Origin of the sequence: Salinihabitans flavidus, from assembly GCF_900110425.1 — a bacterium.
Lineage (GTDB): Bacteria > Pseudomonadota > Alphaproteobacteria > Rhodobacterales > Rhodobacteraceae > Salinihabitans > Salinihabitans flavidus.
Genome location: NZ_FODS01000001.1, coordinates 168,767 through 190,831, shown reverse-complemented (window position 1 = coordinate 190,831; position 22,065 = coordinate 168,767). Strand labels below are relative to the sequence as shown.

Here is a 22,065-nt window from a genome sequence, read left to right as displayed (position 1 = left end):
GATCAGTCATAGCTGACCGCCATGCGGTACAGGTGCCATGTGGCATGGCCCAGCACCGGCAGCACCAGGATCAGCCCCAGAAAGAGCGGCGCGATCGCCACGGCCAGAAGAACCGCGACCGTCAGGCCCCAGCAGGCCACCGTGAATGGGTTTTTCGCCGCGACCCGCAGCGATGTGACCACCGCCACCGGAAGGCCGACGCGGTGGTCGATCAGCATCGGAAAGCTGATCATGCTGGTGACGAGCGCCAGTGCCGCGAAGATGAACCCCGTCCCGAGGCCGAGCCAGATCATTGCCCAGCCTTCGGGCGTTGTCACCGCGCTTTGCAGGAATGTCAGCGTGCTGGCGGGCATGTCGGGGCCCATAGCGTAGGATTCCGGGCCCATCGTGTAGGAATAGATGCCGAAGGCGGCCAGCATCCACAGCATGAACAGCCCGATCAGGTAAAGCCCCAGCACCATGACCGGCCCGAGGATATGGCTGTGCAACGCGCGCAGGGCCGAGCCCCATGTCGCGGCCTCTCCGGCCTCTTTCTGGCGGCTCAACTCATAAAGACCGACGGCGGCGACCGGCCCCAGAAGGGCGAAGCCGGCGGCCATCGGAAAGATCAGCGGGGCGAGCGACTGGCTGAAGGCGAGAAAGCTCAGCACGATACCGATTACCGGGTAGATGAGCACAAGCATGATCACGTCGCTGCGAAAGCGGCCCATATCGTGCAAGCCGAGCCGCAGCGCCTTGCCGATCTCATGCAGCCCGATGCGCCGCACGCGGGGGACCACGCGGCTGTCGCTGCCAATATGGCTGGCGGCCTCGCCGGCGACATGGCTGGCGCCGCCAATCGCCTGAGCCGTCCACGAAAGGGGATTTCCGATAGTCTTGACCATTGTGACCTCCTGTCTTGCAGGCAGGCCGCATGGCATGGTGGCTCCGGGTTCGGGCCGTGTCGGCAGGGCCGGAGCCATCAGGCGGCCTGCGCGTCCCTGTTATTCTACCACATAATAAGGATTTTTGGTTCACAAAGGGGGAGGGGCGGTTCAGACTCTTCGCAATATCGTGATATGCGTGTCGCCATAACGGCGGGTGTCCAGGGTCTCGAACCCCTCCGGCGCGGTCATCGGCGCGCTTTCCTCCCACACGATGAGCGCGCCGGGCGCGATCCAGCCGCCGCGCGGCGCCGCCATGAGCGCCTTTTGCCCCAGACCCCTGCCATAGGGCGGATCGAGGAAGATCAGATCGCAAGGGGTGCCGTCATGCATGGGCAGGCGGGCGGCATCGCGTCCGATCACCCGCGCCGCCTCCCCCGCGCGCGTCAGGCGGATGTTCTGCCGGATGAGCGAGAGCGCCTTGCGCCCGTCATCGACGAAGGTGACATGCGCCGCCCCGCGCGACAGCGCCTCAAGGCCCAGCGCACCGGTTCCGGCAAAAAGATCGAGCACATGCGCCCCGCTCACCGGATCGCCGAACCGCCCGCCCATCAGTATGTTGAAGAGGTTTTCGCGCACCCGGTCCGTGGTCGGGCGCAGATGCGCGCCCGCGTCGCCCTTGCCCAGCGCGGCCAGCGCCGTGCCGCGAAACCGGCCCGCGACGATTCTCACGCTTTCATCAGCGCCTTGAGGTCGGTGCCGGGATCGGCAATCACCTCTGGCGCGGGGGATTTGCCGCTTTCGATCAGGCGCTTGCCCACCATGTAATCGCGCGGCGCGTTCATCGCGTCCACGGCCAGAAGCTCCGCCCCCTTGTAGTACCAGAAGGAGGTGGACAGCCCCTCGCCCGGACGGGTCACCACCCGGTCATAGCCCCCGTTGAGCCCGGCAATCTGAAGCTTCACATTATATTGATCGGACCAGAACCACGGTTTCGCAATGTAATCCTTACCGGCGCCCATGATGTTCTCGGCTACACATTCGGCCTGATCGATGGCGTTGGGCACGCTTTCAAGCCGCACCCGCCCCCCGCGATAGGGGAAAGAGGCGCAATCACCGGCCGCCCAGACATGCGGGGCGGAGGTACGGCCCTGCGCGTCCGTCCTTATGCCGTTCTCGATTTCGATCCCGGCCGCTTCGGCCAGTCCCGTGGCCGGTTCGATGCCGACGCCGACGATCACGAAATCCACTTCCAGTTCTGAGCCGTCAGAGAATGTCGAGCCGCGCACCCGGTCCTCTCCGACAAGGCGTTCCAGCCCCACGCCCTCGCGGACATTCACGCCGTGCGCGCGGTGCAGATCGCGGAAATAGGCGCTGGTTTCCGGCGCGGCGACCCGTTGCAGGATACGGTCCGCCATTTCCACCACGGTGACATGCAGTCCCTTCGTCGCGGCGACCGCCGCGGCCTCCAGCCCGATATAGCCGCCGCCCACGATGAGGACGCGGGTGCCTTCGATGAATTCGGGCGCCATGCCGTTCACATCCGTCAGGTTGCGCACGACGTGCACCCCGTCGAGCGCGCCGCCGATGACGGCGGGCAGGCGGCGCGGCACCGATCCGGTCGCCAGCACCAGCTCATCATAGCCCATCACCTCACCGCCCAGCGTCACGGTTTGCGCGGCGGGGTCGATGGCCTCTACCCTTTGCGACAGGCGCAGGGCGATGTCGTTCTCGGGGTAATAGCTTTCGGGGCGAAGGAAGAGGCGTTCCAACTCCATCTCGCCCAGCAGGTATTTCTTGGACAGCGGCGGGCGTTGATACGGGGGGACGGGTTCCTCTCCGATCAGGGTGATCCGCCCGTCGAAGCCGCCGCCGCGCAATTTCGCCACGCAGGACGCGCCAGCCTGTCCACCGCCGATCACAACCACATGAGTCATCCGCATTCCGCCCCTTTTTGATTGTCGCTCCACCGCCGGAGGCTATATCGCTATGCGAGGAAAACGCAACTTCAAGAAGGAACAGGACATGGCAATTTCCACTGGGGACAGGATGCCGGACGCCACGCTGTCACGGTTTGGCGCGGAAGGGCCCGAGCAGGTGCCGCTGGTGCCGCGTCTGGACGGGCGCAAGGTCGTGGTCTTCGGGCTGCCAGGCGCGTTCTCGCGCGGGTGCAGCAAGACCCATCTGCCCAGCTTCATGCGCACCGCCGATGCCTTTCGCGAAAAGGGCGTGGAGGAGATCATCTGCGTGTCGGTCAACGATCCCTTCGTGATGGCCGCATGGGATGAGACTACCGGCGCGGGCAAGGCGGGGGTGACGCTTCTGGCCGATCCGGCGAGCGAGCTGACCAAGGCGCTGGGCATGAACATGGACGTGCCCCCCATCGGGTTCTACGACCGCTCGCAACGCTATGCCATGCTGGTCGAGGACGGTGTCGTGAAGGTGCTGCAAACCGAAGAGACCGCTGGCGCGTGTGAGTTGACCACGGGCGAGGCCCTGCTCGAAGCGATCTGACTATTCCGGCTGCCCGGCGGCGATATCAGGTCGCGCCGGGCAGCCGCCGCCTGCGGCGCATCAGGGCGACGATGTTCGACACCGCCAGCGCGCCGATCACCACCGCGCCGCCGACAATCGCCCATATGCCGGGATCTTCCGCGATCACCGCCCAGGCCAGAAGCGGCGCCAGCACCGATTCCAGAAGGATGAAGAGCGCCACCTCCGCCGAGGTGATATAGCGCGGGCCCAGTGCCAGCAGAGCGGAGCTTGCCGCGATGAAGGCGCCGTGTGCGAGCACCATCCAAACTTGCGGCGTGGGCACAGAGAACGGGTCGATGAAGGGCCAGATCAGGAGCGACGCGCCGATGTATCCGATCGGGGCCGCCGCCACCATCGGCACATGGCGCACCCGGCGCACCGCCGTCAGCCCGGCGGCGAACAGCGCCGCGACGCAGAGCGCGACGAGATCGCCGCTCCAATGCGCGCTGGCGGTCTCACCCGAGCCATAGGCGATGATCGCCAGCCCCGCCGCCACCGCGATCATGGTCAGGACCATGCGGCGGCTGATCGTCTCGCCAAGGATGATCCGGCTGTAGATCGCGGCAAAGACCGGCATCGTGGCGATGATGAAGACGACGTTGGCCACGCTGGTCATCGACACGGCGAGGATGAACAGAACGCCCGTCATGCCCATCACGGCAATGTAAACCGCGCCGTTCCATCCCGTGCGCAGCACCGCGCGGAACGGGGAGACGCCCTGCGTGATCAGCACCCAGACCATGATCAGCACACCGGCCACCACCCCGCGCCAGAAGCCGATCACGATCGGGTCGGCCTCGATCAGCCGGGCAAAGAGCGAATCGGGCACGACGAAAAGCACGCCCGCGGCGGTGATCAGCAGGCCCTTGAGATGTGTATCCATCCGCGCAGTCTTACCGCCCGGGCGTGCGGGGTAAAGGGCCGCCCTAGGATTCCTCGAAGCCCGCGAGCCGCCGCAGCATCATCCGCAAAAGCGCGCCTTCCCCGGTGGTGAATTTCGCCATGAGCTGCGCGTCATACTGGCGGGCCACCTCGCGCAGGTCGCGATAGGCGGTTTCTCCCGCCGGGGTCAGGCTCAGCAGTTCCTGACGCCGGTCGTCGGGTCTGCGTTCGCGCCGGACGAATCGGCGGTCCACGAGCTTTTGCACCGCGCGGCTGATCTTGGTCTTGTGAATCTTGGCGCGGATCACGATGTCGGAGGCGGTGATCGGCTGATACATGCCCAGATGGAACAGCACCCGCCATTCGGTGCGCAACATTCCATAGCGGTTCTTGTATACTTGCTGAAACGTCAGGCTGCTTTCCTCGGACGCTTGGTTGAGCAGATAGGGCAGGAAATCCTGCAAATGAAAATCGTCTTTTTCGGTCACTTTTCCTGTCCTCCCGGTTGTTAGTTACAAAATCAACCATTACCAACGCAACAAAATTCGAAAGGAGCGCGAAAATGAACCAGCATTCCATGCCAACCCGCATGACGAAGGCGCCCTCGTTGCCCGGCCCGCACGAAGGCTACATGCCCGGTTTCGGCAATGATTATGAGACAGAGGCCCTGCCGGACGCGCTTCCGCAGGGGATGAACAGCCCGCAGAAATGCAACTACGGCCTTTATGGCGAACAGCTTTCGGGCACCGCCTTCACCGCGCCGTCGCATCAGAACGAACGCACATGGTGCTATCGCATCCGCCCATCGGTCAAACATAGCCACCGCTATGAAAAGATCGACATGCCCTATTGGAAATCGGCGCCCAACGTGAACCCCGATGTGGTCAGCCTTGGCCAGTATCGCTGGGATCCGGTGCCCCATACCGACGCGGCGCTGACCTTCGTGACGGGCATGCGCACCATGACCACGGCGGGCGATGTGAACACGCAGGTGGGCATGGCCAGCCATGTCTACCTTGCCACCGAATCGATGCAGGACGACTATTTCTTCTCCGCCGATTCGGAGCTTCTGGTGGTGCCGCAGGAAGGTATCCTGCGATTCTGCACGGAGCTTGGCATCATCGATCTTGAGCCGAAGGAAATCGCCATCATCCCGCGCGGTCTTGTTTACCGGGTCGAGGTGCTGGAAGGTCCGGCGCGCGGCTTTGTCTGCGAGAATTACGGCCAGAAGTTCGAACTGCCGGGGCGCGGCCCCATTGGCGCCAACTGCATGGCCAACCCGCGCGATTTCAAGGCGCCCGTGGCCGCCTTCGAGGACCGTGACGCGCCCTCCACCGTGACCGTGAAGTGGTGCGGGCAGTTCCACCGTACCAAGATCGACCATTCGCCTCTCGATGTGGTGGCATGGCACGGCAATTACGCGCCGGTGAAATATGACCTGAGCACCTATTGCCCCGTGGGCGCGATCCTGTTCGATCACCCCGATCCGTCGATCTTCACCGTGTTGACCGCGCCCTCGGGTGTGCCGGGCACCGCGAATATCGACTTCGTGCTGTTCCGCGAACGCTGGGCGGTGGCCGAGGATACCTTCCGCCCGCCGTGGTATCACAAGAACCTCATGTCCGAGCTGATGGGCAACATCTATGGCCAGTATGACGCCAAGCCGCAGGGCTTCGTTCCCGGCGGCATGAGCCTGCACAACATGATGTTGCCGCACGGGCCGGACAAGAACGCCTTCGAGGGGGCGTCGAACGCGGATCTGAAGCCCGAAAAGCTGGACAATACCATGTCCTTCATGTTCGAAACCCGGTTCCCGCAACAGCTGACCGAATTTGCCGCGACCGAGGCGCCGATGCAGGACGATTACATCGACTGCTGGACCGACATCGAAAAGAAATTCGACGGCACCCCCGGCAAGAAATGACTCAGGCGGTGGGGCGCACCCACCAGCCACACAAAAGGATCGACCATGACGCTCAAGACATCCTGGGTGACCTCGGCCAATGACGCCGGGCATCCCTTCCCGCTCAACAACCTGCCCTATGGCATCTTTTCGACAGAGGCGCTCGATCCGCGCTGCGGCGTGGCCATCGGCGACATGATTCTCGACATGCAGCGCGCCGAAGAGGCGGGGGTTGTCACGCTTGACGACGGCCCGGTTTTCGACGTGCCCTTCTGGAACGAATTGATGGAGCTTGGCCCGGAGGCATGGGACGCGCTGCGCGAGCGGCTGATCCAGCTTCTGTCGGACGGCGCGGCGGAACGCTCCAAGGTGGAGCCGCTTCTTGTCCCGCAATCCGAGGCGGAGATGCACATGCCCTTCCTCGTGGCCGAGTATACCGATTTCTATGCGGGCAAGAACCACGCCACGAACATCGGCACCATGTTCCGCGGGGCGGAGAACGCGCTGCCGCCGAACTGGCTGCATATCCCCATCGGTTACAACGGCCGGGCGTCCTCCGTCGTGGTCTCCGGCACCGATGTGCGCCGCCCGTGGGGGCAGCTCAAGGGGCCGAACGACGACAAGCCCCGCTTCGCCCCCTGCGCGCGCTTCGACATAGAGCTTGAGATGGGCGCGATCGTCGGCACCGCCTCGGACGGGCCGATCACCGTGCAGGAGGCCGATGACAACCTCTTCGGCTATGTGCTGCTCAACGACTGGTCGGCGCGCGACATTCAAGCGTGGGAATATCAGCCCCTCGGCCCGTTTCAGGCGAAATCCACGGCTACGACCGTCTCGCCCTGGATCGTGACCAAAGCCGCGCTGGAGCCGTTCCGCTGCGACACGCCCCCGCGCGAGGTGGAGCTTCTCGACCACCTCAAGGATGTGGGTCCGATGCTCTATGACATCGATCTGTCCGTGACCCTCGCGCCCGAGGGCAAGGCGGCCACCACCATCGCGCGCACCAACTACAAGGAGTTGTATTACTCCGCCGCGCAGCAGCTTGCGCATCACACCACGTCCGGCACGCCGATGAACGTGGGCGATCTTCTGGGCTCGGGCACCATTTCCGGCGCCGAGAAGAACGAGCGCGGCTCTCTGGTGGAGCTGAGCTGGGGCGGCAAGGAGCCGATCGAACTCGACAGTGGCGAGACGCGGTCCTTCGTGGAGGATGGCGATACGCTCACGCTCAGGGGCGCGGCGAAGGGCGACGGATACACCATCGGATTCGGCGATTGCTTCGGCACGGTGCTGCCCGCGCTGAAAGACCCTTACGCCAGATGACAAGGCCGGGCGGGGACCGGCCCGCCCGACAGACACACACCAGTAGGGTGGGGGGCATCCCACCTTCCCGAGAAAGGAGCCAAGCATGGCCAAGGCATTCGCGTCCCAGGGGGACATGACCGAAAAGAAAATCACCTTCACCGAGGTGGGTGAAGGGCTTTACGCCTTCACGGCGGAAGGCGATCCCAACAGTGGCGTCATCATCGGCGACGACAGCGTGATGATCGTCGAGGCGCAGGCCACCCCGCGCCTTGCCAACAAGGTGATCGAATGCGTGCGCTCTGTCACCGACAAGCCGATCAGTCATGTGGTGATGACACATTATCACGCGGTGCGCGTGCTGGGCGCGAGCGCCTTCGACGCGCAGCAGGTCGTGATGAGCGACATGGCCCGCGCCATGGTCGTGGAACGCGGACAGGAGGACTGGGACAGCGAGTTTCAACGCTTCCCCCGCCTGTTCGAGGGGCATGAGAGCATCCCCGGCCTGACGTGGCCCACCACCACCTTCAACGATTCCATGACCGTCTATCTCGGCAATCGCCGGGTGGACTTGATGCATCTGGGCCGCGCGCACACGGCGGGCGACATCGTGATCCATGTGCCCGATCAGAACGTGATGTTCACCGGCGATATCGTGGAATACCACTCCGCCTGCTACTGCGGCGACGGGCATTTCGCCGATTGGGGCGACACGCTCGACGCGATCAAGTGGTTCGACGTGGACGCCATCGCACCGGGGCGCGGCGATGCGCTTGTCGGGCGCGAGATGGTCAATGCCGCGATCGAGAACACCCGCGATTTCGTGGAAAGCACCTACAAACCCGCCGCCCGCGTCGCCGCACGTGGCGGCACCCTGAAAGAGGCTTGGGACGCGGTGCGCGCCGAATGCGATCCGAAGTTTTCGGACTACGCGATCTATGAGCATTGCCTGCCCTTCAACGTCGCCCGCGCCTTTGACGAGGCGCGCGGGCTGGATACCCCCCGCATCTGGACAGCCGAGCGCGACATCGAGATGTGGGAGGCGCTTCAGGGCTGAGCGCCCCGATCGCACCTTGAAAACGGCCGGGGCGGTGCAAATCGCCCCCGCCTTGATCCAGATCGAAGCGCCCTGTCCGTCCCGCGTGCGATCCTGTGATCGGAGATGACTGGTCTGCCTCGCCTCAGGCGCCCGCGCCTGCCCGTCTTGAACGCGCTTGAACCGCATCCGGGAGGAAAAGATGAACAAGATTTTCGAAGTTCCGCTCTACCCTTATGAGCATAGCGAGGATCAGGACGCCCCGTCCCCGGTCCGCCATCAGGTCGCCGTGATCGGCGCCGGCCCGGTCGGTCTTGCTGCCGCCATCGACCTTGCCCAGCAGGGGATCGGCGTGGTCGTTCTCGACGACAACGACAAGGTGAGCTTCGGCTCCCGCGCGATCTGTTTTGCCAAGCGTCCGCTTGAGATCCTCGACCGCCTCGGCTGCGGGCAACCGATGGTGGACAAGGGGGTTCAGTGGAACGTCGGCAAGGTCTTTTTCGACGAACGCGAGGTTTACGAGTTCAATCTCCTGCCCGAAGAGGGCCACCGCCGCCCGGCCTTCATCAACCTGCAACAGTATTACTTTGAGCAATACCTCGTCGACCGCGTTCGAGAACTGCAGGCCGAGGGCAAGCCGATCGAGATTCGCGGCCGCAACAAGGTCAGCGCCATCGGCACCCACCCCGATCACGTCACGCTAGAGATCGACACGCCCGAAGGCTCCTACAACATCGAGGCCGACTGGCTTATCGCCTGCGATGGCGCCGCGTCGCCCACCCGCTCGATGCTCGGGCTCGATTTCGTCGGCCGCGTGTTCGAGGACAACTTCCTCATCGCCGATGTGATCATGGAGGCCGATTTTCCCACCGAACGCTGGTTCTGGTTCGATCCGCCCTTCAACCGCGGGCAGTCGGCGCTTCTGCACAAGCAGCCCGATGGCGTCTGGCGCATCGACCTGCAACTGGGCTGGGACATCGACAAGGAGATCGAGAAACGCCCCGAGAATGTCATTCCGCGCCTCAAGCAGATGCTGGGCGAGGATGTGGAGTTCGAGCTTGAATGGGTCTCGATCTATACCTTCCAGTGCCGCCGGATGGAGCATTTCCGCCACGGGCGGGTGCTCTTTGCCGGGGATGCCGCGCATCAGGTCTCGCCCTTCGGCGCGCGCGGGGCCAATTCCGGCCTTCAGGATACCGACAACCTTGTCTGGAAACTCAAGATGGTGATGGAGGGCAAGGCCCCCGAAAGCCTGATCGACAGCTATGACGTGGAACGTGTTCACGGCGCGGATGAAAACATCCTCAATTCCACCCGCTCCACCGATTTCATCACGCCCAAATCGCTCACCAGTCGCCTGTTCCGCGATGCGGTTCTGGACCTGTCGGAGCATTACGAATTTGCCCGTCCGCTGGTCAATTCCGGCCGGCTGAGCGTGCCGTGCACCTATGACGAATCGCCGCTCAACTCCGCCGACGCGCTCGACGGGCCAGAGCGCACGCGCCCCGGCTCTCCGTGTCCGGACGTGCCGTTGAAGGACGGCTTCCTGCTCGACAAGCTGGGCGACCGTTTCATCCTGCTGACCATCGACGCCGAGGCCCCCGATCATATCGAGGAAGATGGCGTCGCGGTCGAACGGATCGCGCTCACGCTGAAGGACGATTCCACGCAGGCACTTCGGAAACGCTATCTCGGCGAAAGTGATAGCGCGGTCTACCTCATCCGGCCTGATCAGCATGTCGCCGCGCGCCGGCCACGCTATGACGAGTCTCTCTTCCGCGCCGCGATCCGCCGCGCCACTGGCAAGGAGGCACACTGATGTCCGACGATCTGATCCTGTCCCCGAACATCGACGGGGCCGACGATTTCTATGCCGATCTGCTCGCCACCCACGAGGGGCTGAGCAAGGAAGAGAGCGACGCGCTCAACGCGCGGCTCATCCTCATTCTGGCAAACCATATCGGGAAACGCGCGATCCTGACACAGGCGCTGGCCAAGGCCGCGCTCAACCCCGGGGAGGACCCGTCATGAAGATCGAACAAATTCACCACGTTGCCTATCGCTGCAAGGACGCGAAAGAGACGGTGGAATGGTATAACAAGATGCTGAACATGGATTTCGTGCTCGCGATTGCCGAGGACCATGTGCCCTCCACCCATGAGCCGGACCCCTACATGCACATCTTCATGGATGCGGGGAACGGCAACGTGCTCGCCTTCTTCGAGCTTCCGACCAAGCCCGAGATGGGCCGCGATCCCAACACCCCCGAATGGGTGCAGCATATCGCCTTCAAGGTGAAGGACCGCGAAGAGCTTTTGGAGTTCAAGGACCATCTGGAGGTCAACGGGGTGGAGGTTCTGGGCGTGACCGATCATTCCATCTTTCACTCCATCTATTTCTTCGATCCCAACGGCCACCGGGTTGAGCTGGCCTGCCCGGACCCGGAGGAGGAAAAGCTGCTCGAAAAACTCGACAGCGTGAAATGGGACATGCTGGAGGAATGGTCGAAGACAAAAAAGGCCCCCAAACACGCCGACTGGCTGCATGCCAAGGAACTTTCGAAAGCCTGAAAGGCGCGGCTCTCGCCGTTCTCCGGGCCGGGGCGCATCCATCGCGCCCCGGCCACGGCCTCTTGAATCCGGACCGAGATGCGCCGCATGATCGGTGGGGTTGCTACTGCGAAAGGCCCGCGCATGGACGAGATCATCCTCTACGACTACTGGCGCTCTTCGGCGAGCTACCGGCTGCGCATCGCGCTCAATCTCGGCGGGATCGATTACCGCGCGCTGCCGGTCGATCTGGTGAAGGGGGAGCATAAATCCCCCGAGCATCTGGCCCGCAATCCGCAGGGACTGGTTCCCGTGCTGGAGATTGACGGCCACAGCTTCACGCAGTCGCTGGCCATTCTCGATTATCTCGACGAGACGCGGGGCCTTGGCCTGCTGCCGGACGATCCGGCGCGGGCGGCGAAGGTGCGGGCGCTGGCGCATAGCGTGGCGGTGGACGTGCATCCGGTCTGCAATCTCTCTGTCGCGGCCCATGTCGCCAGCCTTCTGCCGGGCGTGGAGACCGCGCGCGCCGACTGGATGCGCCATTTCATCCCGCCCGGGCTGCGCGCCTTCGAGGCGCTTCTGGCCGACTTCACGCAGACCCCCTTCTGCACCGGTGCGGCGCCCTCGCTGGCCGACATCTGCCTCATGCCGCAAGTCTACAACGCCCTGCGCTGGGAGGCGGATTTCTCGGACTGCCCGCGCATCCGCGCCGTGGCCGAGGCGTGCAACGCGCACCCCGCCTTCATCGCCGCGCACCCCGACGCCGTGCGCCCGGGCTGATCCTCCGGTCGAACGTCCCGCTTCATCTTTGTGAAAAATACTCCGGGGACCGGAGTAGAGCCCCGAGGCCTGCGCGGCCCGGGCGCGCCGGAACGGCGGCGCTGGGGCGCGCGATTGGGTAACGGTGCGGTTTCTCACGATTTCGGACAATGACACCGACGCAATACCGACGTTATACCGACAGGATACCGAAACGGATTTTTGCGTGAAATCAGATCGTTAACCTCACTTTTCCTCGGGAGGACGGAGTCAGGCCGCAAGATGCGGCCTCATAATGTTACCAAAAAGGAAGAAAATGGCTATCTGTGTAACATTACTATTGCACCGAATCACGTTTATGCTTATGTCCGACCATGCGGTCGGCTATTAATTTGCTGACGGAACAGGAGGAAACGCATCCATGGAAGCATTCATCTGCGACGCCACTCGCACTCCGATCGGGCGCTATGGCGGGGCGCTTTCCTCGGTTCGCACCGATGATCTGGCCGCCCATCCGATTGCCGCCCTGATGGCGCGCAACCCCGATGTGGACTGGGCCAGCGTCGATGACGTGATCTACGGCTCCGCCAATCAGGCGGGCGAAGACAACCGAAACGTCGCCCGTATGGCCTCGCTTCTGGCGGGGCTTCCGGTGGAGGTGCCCGGCACAACGATCAACCGCCTGTGTGCCTCTGGAATGGATGCGGTCGGCATGGCGTCGAGGGCCCTGCGTGCGGGCGATTACGACCTTGCCATTGCCGGCGGGGTCGAAAGCATGAGCCGCGCGCCCTTTGTCATGCCCAAGGCAGAGACCGCCTTTTCCCGTGCAAACGCGATCTATGACACCACCATCGGGTGGCGGTTCGTCAACCCGAAGATGAAATCCATGTATGGCATTGATTCCATGCCGGAAACGGCCGACAACGTTGCCGCCGACTACAACATAAACCGCGCCGATCAGGATGCTTTTGCCGCCCGCTCGCAGGCCCGCTGGCAGGTCGCGCACGAGGCCGGAATCTTCGCCGAAGAGATCACCGCCGTCACCGTGCCGCAGCGCAAGGGCGATCCGGTCGTGGTCGACACCGACGAGCATCCCCGCCCCGGTGTGACGGCTGAAAAACTCGGCAAACTCAAGGGGGTGAACGGTCCCGATCTGAGTGTGACCGCGGGCAACGCCTCGGGCGTGAACGACGGCGCGGCTGCGCTTTTGCTCGCCAATGAGACGGCGGCGAAAAAGAACGGGCTGACGCCCATCGCCCGTGTCGTGGCCATGTCCGCCGCCGGGGTGGAGCCACGCGTGATGGGCATCGGGCCGGTTCCCGCCACCCGCAGGGTTCTGGCGCGCGCGGGACTCACCATCGAGCAGATGGATGTGATAGAGTTGAACGAAGCCTTTGCTTCGCAGGGTCTCGCCACTCTTCGCGAACTTGGAATTGCGGACGACGCGCCGCATGTGAACGCCAATGGCGGCGCCATCGCCATGGGCCACCCGCTCGGAATGTCGGGCGCGCGGCTTGTGCTGACGGCGGCCTATCAACTCAAGCGGACGGGTGGGCGCTATGCGCTTTGCACCATGTGCGTCGGGGTCGGTCAGGGCGCCGCCATCATTCTCGAACGTGTTTAAGGGAGGAACCCGACATGTATGCTCAGATGATCAAGACAGCCCGTCCCGGCATCAAATCCCGTGAGGAGATGACCGATCAGGAACGGGAGTTTCAGGACAAGATCGACAACGACATCAAGATCGAGCCGCGCGACTGGATGCCGGAGGATTACCGCAAGACGCTGATCCGGCAGATCGGGCAGCACGCGCATTCCGAAGTCGTCGGGCAACTTCCCGAGGGCAACTGGATCACCCGTGCGCCGACGCTGGAACGCAAGGCGATCCTGCTGGCGAAGGTGCAGGACGAGGCGGGCCACGGGCTTTACCTCTATTCCGCCGCCGAAACACTGGGTGTGACCCGCGACGATCTGGTCGAGCGGCTGCACGAAGGCCGGATGAAATACAGCTCCATCTTCAACTATCCCACGCTGAACTGGGCCGATATCGGCGCGGTGGGCTGGCTGGTGGATGGTGCCGCGATCATCAACCAGGTCGCGCTTCAGCGCACGTCCTACGGCCCCTACAGCCGCGCGATGGTCCGGATCTGCAAGGAAGAAAGCTTCCACGCGCGTCAAGGCTATCACGCGATCATGAAGATGGCCTTCGGCACGCCGGCCCAGAAGAAGATGGCGCAGGATGCGCTCAACCGTCTGTGGTTCCCGTCGCTGATGATGTTCGGCCCCTCCGACAAGGATTCGGTGCATTCCGAACAGTCGATGGCCTGGAAGATCAAGGTGAAGACGAATGACGAGCTGCGTCAGCAATTTGTCGATCAGACCGTGCCGCAGATCGAATACCTCGGCCTCGATCTGCCCGATCCGGGCATCACCTGGAACGAGGAGCGGGAGCACTACGATTTCACCGATCCCGACTGGAACGAATTCTTCGACGTGCTCAAGGGCAATGGCCCCTGCAACACCGACCGGATGCGCGACCGCAAGGCCGCCTGGGATGACGGGCAGTGGGTGCGCGACGGACTTCTGGCCCACGCCCGGAAAAAAGCCGCTGCCAGGGTGGCAGCCGAGTAATCGCGTTCGCGAGGAGGACGAGACATGAAAAACGAATGGCCCCTTTGGGAAGTCTTCATCCGTGGCCAGCATGGACTGGCCCACCGCCACGTCGGCAGCCTGCATGCGCCGGATGCCGAAATGGCGATCAAGAACGCTCGCGACGTCTATACCCGCCGCAACGAAGGCGTGTCGATCTGGGTGGTCGAGGCCCGGCATATCGCCGCCACGGCCCCCGGTGAGAAAGGTCCGCTTTTCGAGCCTTCCGAATCGAAGGTCTATCGTCACCCGACGTTCTTCGACATTCCCGAAGAAGTGGGGCACATGTGATGGCGGAGGTGGACAACACAGCCCTTTTGCAGTTCCTGCTGCGCACGGGCGACAACACGCTGATCCTTGGCCACCGGGTGTCGGAATGGTGCGGTCACGCCCCCATTCTGGAAGAGGATATCGCGCTGGCCAACACCGCGCTGGACCTGATCGGGCAGACACAGCTCTGGCTCGGCTATGCCGCAGAGGTGCAGGGGATGGGCAAGAGCGCGGACGATCTGGCGTTTCTGCGCGACGTCTGGGATTTTCGCAACGTGCTGCTGGTGGAGCTTCCGAACGGCGATTTCGGGCAGACCCTGATGCGGCAATTCCTGTTTGATGCGTGGCATTCGATCATGCTGCCGCGTCTGGCGAAAGGCACCGATGAGAGGGTCCGCGAGATCGCCCAGAAGGCGGTGAAGGAAGTGTCCTACCACGTCGAACGCTCTGCCGACACGGTGGTCGGACTTGGCGACGGGACAGAGGAAAGCCACGCCCGGATGCAGGCCGCGCTCGATTATCTTTACCCCTATGTGGGGGAGCTTTTCGAAAGCGACGAAGTGGACGCCGCGATGGTTGACGCGGGAATCGCGCCCGATCCGGCATCCCTGCGCGACGAATACGATGCGCTGGTGGGCCGGGTCATGGAAAAGGCCACGCTGACCGTTCCCGACGGCTCGTTCGCGCACAAGGGCGGCCGCACCGGGCGGATGCACACCGAACACCTCGGCCATCTGGTCAGCTCGATGCAATGGCTGCAACGCGCCTATCCCGGCAGCGAATGGTAGCGCCCTGAAAGGGTAGGACAATGACACATCCAAGTGTGGAACAGGTTTGGGAATGGCTCGGAACCCTTCCCGACCCGGAGATCCCTGTGATCACTCTCATCGATCTGGGCATCATCCGGGGGGTGACGTGGGAAGGCGACACGCTGGTCGTCACCGTCACGCCAACCTATTCGGGCTGCCCCGCGACCTCAATGATCAACATGGATATCGAGGCGCTGCTGCGTGAAAAGGGGATCGAGAATCTGGAGCTTCGGCGACAGTTGTCCCCGGCCTGGACCACCGACTGGATGACCGACGAAGCGCGCGCGAAGCTGGAGGAGTACGGGATCGCCCCGCCGCAGCCCGCAGGCGGACCAAGCCGCTGCCCGCGTTGCGGAGGCACCCATCTCGAAAAGCTGAGCCAGTTCGGCTCTACCCCGTGCAAGGCACAGTGGCGCTGCCAGGACTGTCTTGAACCTTTTGAATATTTCAAGTGCATCTGAGGGAGGAACCCATGGCGCGCTTTCACGATCTTGAAGTCACCGATATCCACAAGACCATCCGTGACGCGGTTGTCGTCACGCTGAAGCCCGTCAATGGCGCGGCGGACACGTTCGATTTCATTCAGGGCCAATACCTGACCTTCCGGCGCGACTTCGAAGGTGAGGAACTGCGCCGGTCCTATTCGATCTGCGCGGGCAAGGATGACGGGGTGCTTCAGGTCGGGATCAAGCGCGTCGATGGCGGCGCGTTCTCGACTTGGGCGAACGAGGATCTGAAGGTGGGCGACACGCTTCAGGCGATGCCGCCGATGGGCAGTTTCCACACCCCGATCGACCCCAACGCCGAAAGGCAATATCTGGGATTTGCGGGGGGCTCCGGCATCACGCCGGTATTGTCGATCATCAAGACGACGCTGGCGCGTGAACCCAACTCCACCTTCACGCTGGTATATGCCAACAAGGGTGTGAACACGATCATGTTCCGCGAGGAGCTTGAGGATCTCAAGAACATCTACATGGGCCGTTTCAACATCATTCACGTTCTTGAGACGGATGCGCAGGAGATCGACCTGTTCACCGGCCTCGTGACCGAGGAGAAATGCGCCGATCTTTTCAAGACCGGATGGATCGACATCGACCATGTCGATACCGCCTTCATCTGCGGGCCGGAGCCGATGATGCTTGGCATCGCCTCGGCGCTGCGCAAGGCTGGTCTGGACGAGGCCCAGATCAAGTTCGAGCTTTTCGCCTCTGGTCAGCCGGGGCGCGCCAAGAAGAAAGCCGTGTCCAGGAACGCGGCGAGCGGCGCCAATCAGGCCAGCGCGGCGATCACGCTCGACGGGGCGACGCAGACGATCCGCATGCCTAAGGACGAAACGATTCTGGATGCGGCGTTGTCGAACAATCTCGACGCGCCCTTTGCCTGCAAGGCGGGGGTCTGTTCGACCTGCCGGTGCAGGGTGATCGAGGGCGAGGTGGAGATGGTCGCCAACCACGCGCTTGAGGATTACGAGGTGGAGAAGGGCTATGTGCTGTCGTGCCAATCCTATCCGCTGACCGACACCGTCGTGGTCGATTACGACCAGTAAGGGAGGACACGACATGGCCGAAGACATGACCATTGCAAGCTATCTCGCCGCGGGCGGGGTGCTGAGCAACCCCACCAACGTACCCCCGCGCTATCGTGCGGAGCTTCTCAAGCTCATGGCTATTTTCGTTGATAGTGAGCTGGCCGGGGCGGCGGGTTTCGCGGACATCATCAACGAAGGCCCCGGTATCAAGGAGCGGATCGCCGCGGCGCGGATCGTTCTGGAAAAGACCGACAACGCCGACCGGGTGCTGCGTATCATGGGCGATTTCGGCGCCGATACCGAGCGGTATGCCAGCCATCATCCCTGGACGGCGCGGCTTGATCGCGACGCGGATATTGGCACGATGCGGACCGAACATGACATGCGTCTTTCGGTGTTCAACTATCCGCTTGAGGGCTGGACCGATGCGGTGGTGATGAACCTTCTCATGGGGCGCGCGGTTACGGTGCAACTGGCGGAGTTTTCGATGATCAGCTATCAGCCGCTGGCCGAAGCCTTCCGCGCCATAGCCCCGGTCGAGGCGCATCACGCCGAACTGGCCGAGGAAGGTGTCCAGAAACTGATAGATGCGGACGGCAAGGAGGCGGTGCAGGCCAGCGTGGATTACTGGTGGCCCCGAGTGGCCGCATCCTTCGGTTCGACCAGTTCCACAAAGGCCGAAAGCCTGCGTGAGATGGGGCTGCGCCGGTCCACCAACGCGGAGCTTCGCACCCGCTGGGAGGTCGAAGCCAAGACCATTCTTGAGAACCTCGGCCTTCGGGCCGGATGACGCAGGCGCCGCGCCAACGGGCGCGGTGGTCAGATCGGTTTCGGGGTGCGGTGCCCCATCACCTCGACAAACCCGGCGCCGACGATCAGTAGGCTGCCGATCCCCTCGCGCCAGCCAAAGGGCTCACCCGACCAAAGGGCCGCGGAGACGACGCCAATCAGAACCTCGCTCATCAGCAGGATGCCGACACGGCCGGGTGACAGCAAGGTGGCTGGCCAGATCGTCAGGAACAGCATGGGGATCACATAGACCGCTATCAGCAGACTCCAGGGCGTGGCCTCGAGGAATTGGCCGAAAGAGACGGGCTGCCCCATCGCGGCGCCACCGACCACCAAGGTCAAAAGCGTCACGGTCAGACTGCCGAAGATGAAGGCCACCACCTGTTCGGGAACCGGGACCGTGCTGCCGAGCTTGTAGAGCTGTAGCGACCCATACGCCCAGGCCAGTCCCGACATCAGCGCCATCCAGTCCCCGATATTGCGCGGCCAGGGAATACCGCCCCCGGTGCCAAGAACAACCAGCAACCCCACAAGGCCCAACACAAGGGCAAGCGCGCGCTCAAGCGTCATGCGCTCTCCCAGAAGGGCGATGCCCATTGCCGTGGCCCAGACCGGGGTGAGGTAGAAAAGCAGGATCGCGCGCACGACCTCTGTGAACATCAGGCTGGTGGTATAGAGGCTGAAGGCCATTCCGGCGAAGAAGCCGCAGAGCGCGAGCCCTTGCCAATGCTTGAGAATCGAATGGCGACGAACCCAGGCCAGTGGCAGGAGAAGGAGCGCCGTCGCGCCATATATCATGATCCCCGGCCACGCCCCGTCGAGCCCGAATGCTCCAAGAGCGCGCAGCGGAAGCCAGATCAGCCCCCACAAGGCCCCGCCCATGACGAGCCCGATGCTGGCAGACATCGGACGGCGGACCACCGATTGCAGACGGTTCATGGCTCCCTCATTGTGATGCGGGCACCTGTTGCCGCGCTGCGCCGGGACTGTGCCCAATTCGCTGCGCAGCGGCAAGGGTCAGAGACCGTGAACCCCCTTGAGGGTGAGATTTGAAACAAGCTGCGCGTATTCTTCGCGCACCTCTTCTCCGGCCTTGCTGTTCCACATGTAGAACCAGTTGAGCATTCCAAAGACCGACATGGTCGCGGAATAGAGCTTGCCGCGATCATTCTCGAAGACGTCCGGCGCAATGCCGCAGATCAGATCGGACATATGCTTGACCATATCCCGCTGATAGGCGCGCAGGATGTCCTGTTGCTCGGGCGGCAGGACAGGTATTCCGGTGGTCTGCACCCGATGTTCGTCATCGGCGCCCTGATAGGCCTTCAGCGTTGCCGAAATCGTGGCGCGCAGCTTGTCTTCGGGGGAGAGCCCGTCCAGCGGAGTGCCGCAGATCCTGTCCCGCAGACCGCTCAGGTACGTGTCCAGCAGATCGAAAAGGAGCGCATCCTTGCTATCGTAGTAGTGATAGATGTTCGCTTTCGATATTCCACATTCGCGGGCGAGTTGCGACATGGATGCGCGATCGAACCCCTGGTCGGCGAACACCTTCGCCGCGGAGCGCAGGATTTGCGCCCGTTTCTGATCGTGGTCCTTTGCGATGGTCCGCGCCAAGGGTCACTCCCCGCCGCGATTGTCGACGACGCGTTTGGCCTTGCCCTGCGAACGTTCCACTTCGCCCGGATCGCCCACGATCACCTCTGTCGAGACGCCCACCATATCCTTGATATGCTTGACGAGCATCCGCGCCGCCGCTGTCTTGGACGCGTTGTCAGCGGCATCGGGCATGGCCTCGACATAGATGCGCATCGCATCCATCCGCCCGGATTTGTAGAGTTCGATCTGGAAGTGGTTGGACAGGCCGCCGGTGGCAAGCACCTGTTCCTCGACCTGTGTCGGGAACACATTGACTCCGCGCAGGATGATCATGTCATCGGAGCGGCCGGTAATCTTCTCCATCCTGCGCATGGATCGGGCCGAACCGGGCAAAAGCCGGGTCAGATCCCGCGTGCGGTAGCGGACCATCGGCAGCCCTTCCTTGGTCAGCGTGGTGAAGACCAACTCGCCCATTTCGCCATCTTCCACCACCTCGCCGGTTTCGGGGTTGATGATCTCGGGGAAAAAGTGATCTTCCCAGACATGCAGGCCGTCCTTGGTCTCCACGCATTCGTTGGCGACGCCCGGCCCCATGATTTCCGACAGGCCGTAGATATCGACCGCGTGCATGTCGAAGGCGGCCTCGACCTCCAGGCGCATGGCGTTGGTCCATGGTTCCGCGCCGAACACGCCCACCGACAGGGAAGACTTGCGCGGGTCGAGGCCCTGCTTGTGGAACTGCTCAAGAATGTTGAGCATGTAGGAGGGGGTCACCATGATCCCGTCAGGCTTGAAGTCGCTGATCAGGTTCACCTGTTTCTCGGTCTGTCCCCCGCTCATCGGCACCACGCAGGCCCCGAGCCGTTCAATCCCGTAGTGCGCGCCAAGCCCGCCAGTGAAAAGGCCATACCCATAGGCGTTGTGAATCATGTCGCCCCGCCGCAGCCCCGAGGCGCGCAGAGAGCGGGCGACCATATCGGCCCAGACGTCGATGTCATTTTTGGTGTAGCCCACCACGGTCGGCTTGCCGGTGGTGCCAGACGAGGCGTGCAGGCGAATGATCTGATCGTGCGGTACGGCAAAAAGACCGAAGGGATAATTGTCGCGCAGGTCGTTCTTGTAGGTGAATGGAAACTTCCCGAGATCCTTCAGTTCCTTGAGATCGTCGGGATGAACGCCGGCGTCGTCAAAACGTTTCCGATACATCGGGACGTTGTCATAGGCATGCCGAAGCGACCATTTCAGCCGCTTCAGCTGGAGGGCGCGAATCTCGTCGACGGAGGCAATTTCGATTGGCTCCAGATCGGATTTGTTCGGGGTCAGGTCTTTCATCGCGTCCTCCTCGCCTATTCTTCGAAAAGCTGACCGCTGATCGCGCGGGAAAAGCCGCGGAATTCTGCGATCACCCTGCCATCCTGATTGGTCACCTTGACGTCATAAATCCCGCTGCGCCCCGTCAGGCTCAGCTCCGTCGCGGTCGCCGTGAGCCGATCGCCACGCTGACCCGCCGAGATGAAGCTTATCATGTTGTGCTGTGCGACGGTGGACTGGTTGCGGCTGTTGCAGGCAAAGGCAAAGGCACTGTCGGCGAGCATGAATGTCACACCGCCGTGGCAGATCGCGTGCCCGTTGCAGTGATGATCCTGCACCGTCATCTCAAGCGTTGCCGTGCCTTCGTCGATATGGGTAATCTCCATGCCCGCCCACTTTGAGGCGGCATCGCCCGACCACATGGCCGTGGCGGATTTTTCGGCGCGTTCCTTGGGTGTCATGCCTTCTTTCCGGTGTAGTTCGGGACGCGCTTTTCAAGGAAGGCGCTGACGCCCTCTGCGTAATCCGGGCTTTCGCCGCATGCTTTCTGAAACTCCGCCTCAAGGGCCAACTGCTCGTCAAGGCTATTGGTGCCAGCGGCGTGAATGGCCGCCTTCGTCAGGCCAAGTCCAATGGTCGGGCCCTTGGCGAATTGTTCGGCGAGGGCGTGTGCGCTCTCCATCAACTCGGCGTCGGGCAGGGCTTTCCAGATCAGCCCCCACTCTGCCGCGGTGGTGGCGGGTAGCGGTTCCGCGGTCAGGGCAAGGGCCTTTGCACGGGCCTCACCCAGCAGGCGGGTGAGAGACCATGTGCCACCGGCATCGGGCACCAGCCCGACCTTGGCAAAGCTCTGGATGAACTTCGCGCTGTCCGCGGCCAGCACGATGTCGCAGGCCAGCGCGATATTGGCCCCGGCACCGGCGGCGACACCGTTGACGGCGCAGATGACAGGAAACTCAAGGCTACGAATCAGTTTGACCAGCGGGCTGTAGTAGGTGTTGATCGTGACGCTGAGATCGGGGGGGGCGTCCATCTTCGAAGGGTCGCGGTCGCCCAGATCCTGACCCGCGCAGAACCCGCGGCCAGCGCCCGTCAGAACAATGGCACGAGCGCCCGAATCGTGTGCCTCTTCGAGGGCCGCGCGGAGGGCAAGATGCATCTCTTCGTTGAAGGAGTTCAGCCGATCCGGGCGATTAAGCGTAATCTGCACCCAATCGCCGTGCCTCTCCGAAAGAATCGTATCGCTCATGACCGCCCTGCTTTGCATAAATATCTCTT

Annotated in this window: 25 protein-coding genes; 15 read left to right on the top strand and 10 right to left on the bottom strand. The window is 63.0% G+C overall.

Features of this window, described 5'->3' with window-relative positions; all coding sequences use genetic code 11:
• Positions 1-2 precede the first annotated feature (2 nt).
• The 3 genes from BMW66_RS00945 to BMW66_RS00935 form a co-directional block, all read right to left on the bottom strand.
• Complete coding sequence (locus BMW66_RS00945) at positions 3-884, bottom strand: DUF2189 domain-containing protein (RefSeq protein ID WP_093114757.1); 882 nt, start codon at positions 882-884, stop codon at positions 3-5.
• A gap of 150 nt (positions 885-1,034) precedes the next feature.
• Entirely contained in the window at positions 1,035-1,595 is a 561-nt protein-coding gene (rsmD, locus tag BMW66_RS00940) for a 16S rRNA (guanine(966)-N(2))-methyltransferase RsmD (protein ID WP_093114756.1), read from the bottom strand.
• Positions 1,592-2,800, bottom strand: coding sequence for an NAD(P)/FAD-dependent oxidoreductase (locus tag BMW66_RS00935; RefSeq protein WP_093114940.1), 1,209 nt, complete (start codon positions 2,798-2,800; stop codon positions 1,592-1,594). Before BMW66_RS00935 ends, rsmD begins: the two co-directional genes overlap by 4 nt.
• An 88-nt stretch (positions 2,801-2,888) precedes the next feature.
• Between BMW66_RS00935 and BMW66_RS00930 the strand changes: the two genes are divergently transcribed.
• Positions 2,889-3,377, top strand: a complete 489-nt coding sequence (locus BMW66_RS00930; protein ID WP_093114939.1) for a peroxiredoxin — start codon at positions 2,889-2,891, stop codon at positions 3,375-3,377.
• 25 nt (positions 3,378-3,402) lie between these two features.
• On the opposite strand, the gene BMW66_RS00925 is transcribed toward BMW66_RS00930, so the two are convergent.
• Entirely contained in the window at positions 3,403-4,281 is an 879-nt protein-coding gene (locus BMW66_RS00925) for a DMT family transporter (protein ID WP_093114755.1), read from the bottom strand.
• Between the two features lie 43 nt (positions 4,282-4,324).
• The gene (locus BMW66_RS00920; RefSeq protein WP_093114754.1) at positions 4,325-4,768 is read right to left on the bottom strand and encodes a MarR family winged helix-turn-helix transcriptional regulator; all 444 of its coding nucleotides are present in this window, start codon (positions 4,766-4,768) and stop codon (positions 4,325-4,327) included.
• Positions 4,769-4,842: 74 nt separating this feature from the next.
• Here BMW66_RS00920 and hmgA point away from each other — a divergent pair, with 74 nt between their 5' ends.
• From hmgA to BMW66_RS00850, 14 genes are all read left to right on the top strand, one after another.
• A complete protein-coding gene (gene hmgA, locus BMW66_RS00915) occupies positions 4,843-6,204 on the top strand; it encodes a homogentisate 1,2-dioxygenase (protein ID WP_093114753.1) in 1,362 nt (453 codons plus the stop codon).
• A gap of 45 nt (positions 6,205-6,249) precedes the next feature.
• A complete protein-coding gene (fahA, locus tag BMW66_RS00910) occupies positions 6,250-7,506 on the top strand; it encodes a fumarylacetoacetase (protein ID WP_093114752.1) in 1,257 nt (418 codons plus the stop codon).
• A gap of 85 nt (positions 7,507-7,591) precedes the next feature.
• Positions 7,592-8,542, top strand: a complete 951-nt coding sequence (locus BMW66_RS00905; protein WP_093114751.1) for an MBL fold metallo-hydrolase — start codon at positions 7,592-7,594, stop codon at positions 8,540-8,542.
• A 181-nt stretch (positions 8,543-8,723) separates the two neighbouring features.
• Positions 8,724-10,340: an FAD-dependent oxidoreductase gene (locus tag BMW66_RS00900; RefSeq protein ID WP_093114750.1), complete on the top strand. Its 1,617-nt coding sequence runs from the start codon at positions 8,724-8,726 to the stop codon at positions 10,338-10,340.
• Complete coding sequence (locus tag BMW66_RS00895) at positions 10,340-10,552, top strand: DUF2783 domain-containing protein (protein ID WP_093114749.1); 213 nt, start codon at positions 10,340-10,342, stop codon at positions 10,550-10,552. Before BMW66_RS00900 ends, BMW66_RS00895 begins: the two co-directional genes overlap by 1 nt.
• Positions 10,549-11,091, top strand: a complete 543-nt coding sequence (locus BMW66_RS00890) for a VOC family protein (protein WP_093114748.1) — start codon at positions 10,549-10,551, stop codon at positions 11,089-11,091. Before BMW66_RS00895 ends, BMW66_RS00890 begins: the two co-directional genes overlap by 4 nt.
• Positions 11,092-11,214: 123 nt before the next feature.
• Entirely contained in the window at positions 11,215-11,853 is a 639-nt protein-coding gene (maiA, locus tag BMW66_RS00885) for a maleylacetoacetate isomerase (RefSeq protein ID WP_093114747.1), read from the top strand.
• A 400-nt stretch (positions 11,854-12,253) separates the two neighbouring features.
• Positions 12,254-13,456 (top strand): 3-oxoadipyl-CoA thiolase, encoded by a 1,203-nt coding sequence (pcaF, locus tag BMW66_RS00880; protein WP_093114746.1) that lies wholly within the window; start codon positions 12,254-12,256, stop codon positions 13,454-13,456.
• 14 nt (positions 13,457-13,470) lie between these two features.
• Positions 13,471-14,463 carry a 1,2-phenylacetyl-CoA epoxidase subunit PaaA gene (paaA, locus tag BMW66_RS00875; protein ID WP_093114745.1) on the top strand — a complete coding sequence of 331 codons (993 nt, stop codon included), beginning with the start codon at positions 13,471-13,473 and terminating at the stop codon, positions 14,461-14,463.
• A 24-nt stretch (positions 14,464-14,487) separates the two neighbouring features.
• On the top strand, positions 14,488-14,772 hold the full coding sequence (paaB, locus tag BMW66_RS00870; protein WP_093114744.1) for a 1,2-phenylacetyl-CoA epoxidase subunit PaaB: 285 nt from the start codon (positions 14,488-14,490) through the stop codon (positions 14,770-14,772).
• Entirely contained in the window at positions 14,772-15,539 is a 768-nt protein-coding gene (paaC, locus tag BMW66_RS00865) for a 1,2-phenylacetyl-CoA epoxidase subunit PaaC (RefSeq protein ID WP_093114743.1), read from the top strand. The genes paaB and paaC overlap by 1 nt, the downstream gene beginning before the upstream one ends.
• A 20-nt stretch (positions 15,540-15,559) precedes the next feature.
• Positions 15,560-16,021, top strand: coding sequence for a 1,2-phenylacetyl-CoA epoxidase subunit PaaD (paaD, locus tag BMW66_RS00860; protein WP_093114742.1), 462 nt, complete (start codon positions 15,560-15,562; stop codon positions 16,019-16,021).
• An 11-nt stretch (positions 16,022-16,032) separates the two neighbouring features.
• Entirely contained in the window at positions 16,033-17,109 is a 1,077-nt protein-coding gene (locus BMW66_RS00855) for a 2Fe-2S iron-sulfur cluster-binding protein (protein WP_093114741.1), read from the top strand.
• Positions 17,110-17,122: 13 nt separating this feature from the next.
• Positions 17,123-17,881 carry a Phenylacetic acid catabolic protein gene (locus BMW66_RS00850; RefSeq protein ID WP_093114740.1) on the top strand — a complete coding sequence of 253 codons (759 nt, stop codon included), beginning with the start codon at positions 17,123-17,125 and terminating at the stop codon, positions 17,879-17,881.
• A 29-nt stretch (positions 17,882-17,910) separates the two neighbouring features.
• Here BMW66_RS00850 and BMW66_RS00845 read toward each other — a convergent pair whose 3' ends face one another.
• The 5 genes from BMW66_RS00845 to paaG form a co-directional block, all read right to left on the bottom strand.
• On the bottom strand, positions 17,911-18,819 hold the full coding sequence (locus tag BMW66_RS00845; RefSeq protein ID WP_093114739.1) for a DMT family transporter: 909 nt from the start codon (positions 18,817-18,819) through the stop codon (positions 17,911-17,913).
• A 78-nt stretch (positions 18,820-18,897) separates the two neighbouring features.
• A complete protein-coding gene (locus BMW66_RS00840) occupies positions 18,898-19,494 on the bottom strand; it encodes a TetR/AcrR family transcriptional regulator (RefSeq protein ID WP_093114738.1) in 597 nt (198 codons plus the stop codon).
• A gap of 3 nt (positions 19,495-19,497) precedes the next feature.
• Positions 19,498-20,808, bottom strand: a complete 1,311-nt coding sequence (paaK, locus tag BMW66_RS00835) for a phenylacetate--CoA ligase PaaK (RefSeq protein ID WP_093114737.1) — start codon at positions 20,806-20,808, stop codon at positions 19,498-19,500.
• A 14-nt stretch (positions 20,809-20,822) separates the two neighbouring features.
• Positions 20,823-21,248, bottom strand: a complete 426-nt coding sequence (gene paaI / locus BMW66_RS00830) for a hydroxyphenylacetyl-CoA thioesterase PaaI (protein ID WP_093114736.1) — start codon at positions 21,246-21,248, stop codon at positions 20,823-20,825.
• Complete coding sequence (gene paaG / locus BMW66_RS00825; protein ID WP_093114735.1) at positions 21,245-22,036, bottom strand: 2-(1,2-epoxy-1,2-dihydrophenyl)acetyl-CoA isomerase PaaG; 792 nt, start codon at positions 22,034-22,036, stop codon at positions 21,245-21,247. Before paaG ends, paaI begins: the two co-directional genes overlap by 4 nt.
• Positions 22,037-22,065: the final 29 nt, after the last annotated feature.